Source organism: Mesorhizobium sp. M2D.F.Ca.ET.226.01.1.1 (genome assembly GCF_004022705.2).
Taxonomy (GTDB): domain Bacteria; phylum Pseudomonadota; class Alphaproteobacteria; order Rhizobiales; family Rhizobiaceae; genus Mesorhizobium.
The window spans coordinates 1-316 of sequence record NZ_RZOY02000093.1 but is presented as its reverse complement, the minus strand read 5'-3'; the positions used below and the strand labels follow the sequence as shown (position 1 = coordinate 316).

At 63.6% G+C, this 316-nt stretch carries 1 pseudogene; it reads right to left on the bottom strand.

The window, feature by feature from the left end:
- A pseudogene (locus EN869_RS33910) lies at positions 1–316 on the bottom strand (prolyl oligopeptidase family protein); the annotation flags it as partial.

Sequence of the window (316 nt, the reverse complement as noted above, 5' to 3'; positions counted from 1 at the left end):
GTGCTTGCCCGCCTTCGAAATCGCAAAACCGTCGTCGACGAAACGGCGCGCGTCGATGTCGAACTCGCGCACCACCAGCGCGTCCGAGCCGCCGGGCGACATAGTGATCAATGCGCGATCGCCGTCGGGATAAAGAATGTCGAGCTCGACGCACACCCACGGCATGCGTTCGGCCGCGCCCAATGCGTCAAAGTCGATCAGATTCTTCCAGTCAGGCTTGCCGGCGCGCCACGCTGCCCAACTGGTGCGCCGCCACAGACCTTTGGGGTTGCGCTCGTCCTGCCAGAGGTCGTACGCCCACTCTTTCCATCTGTCC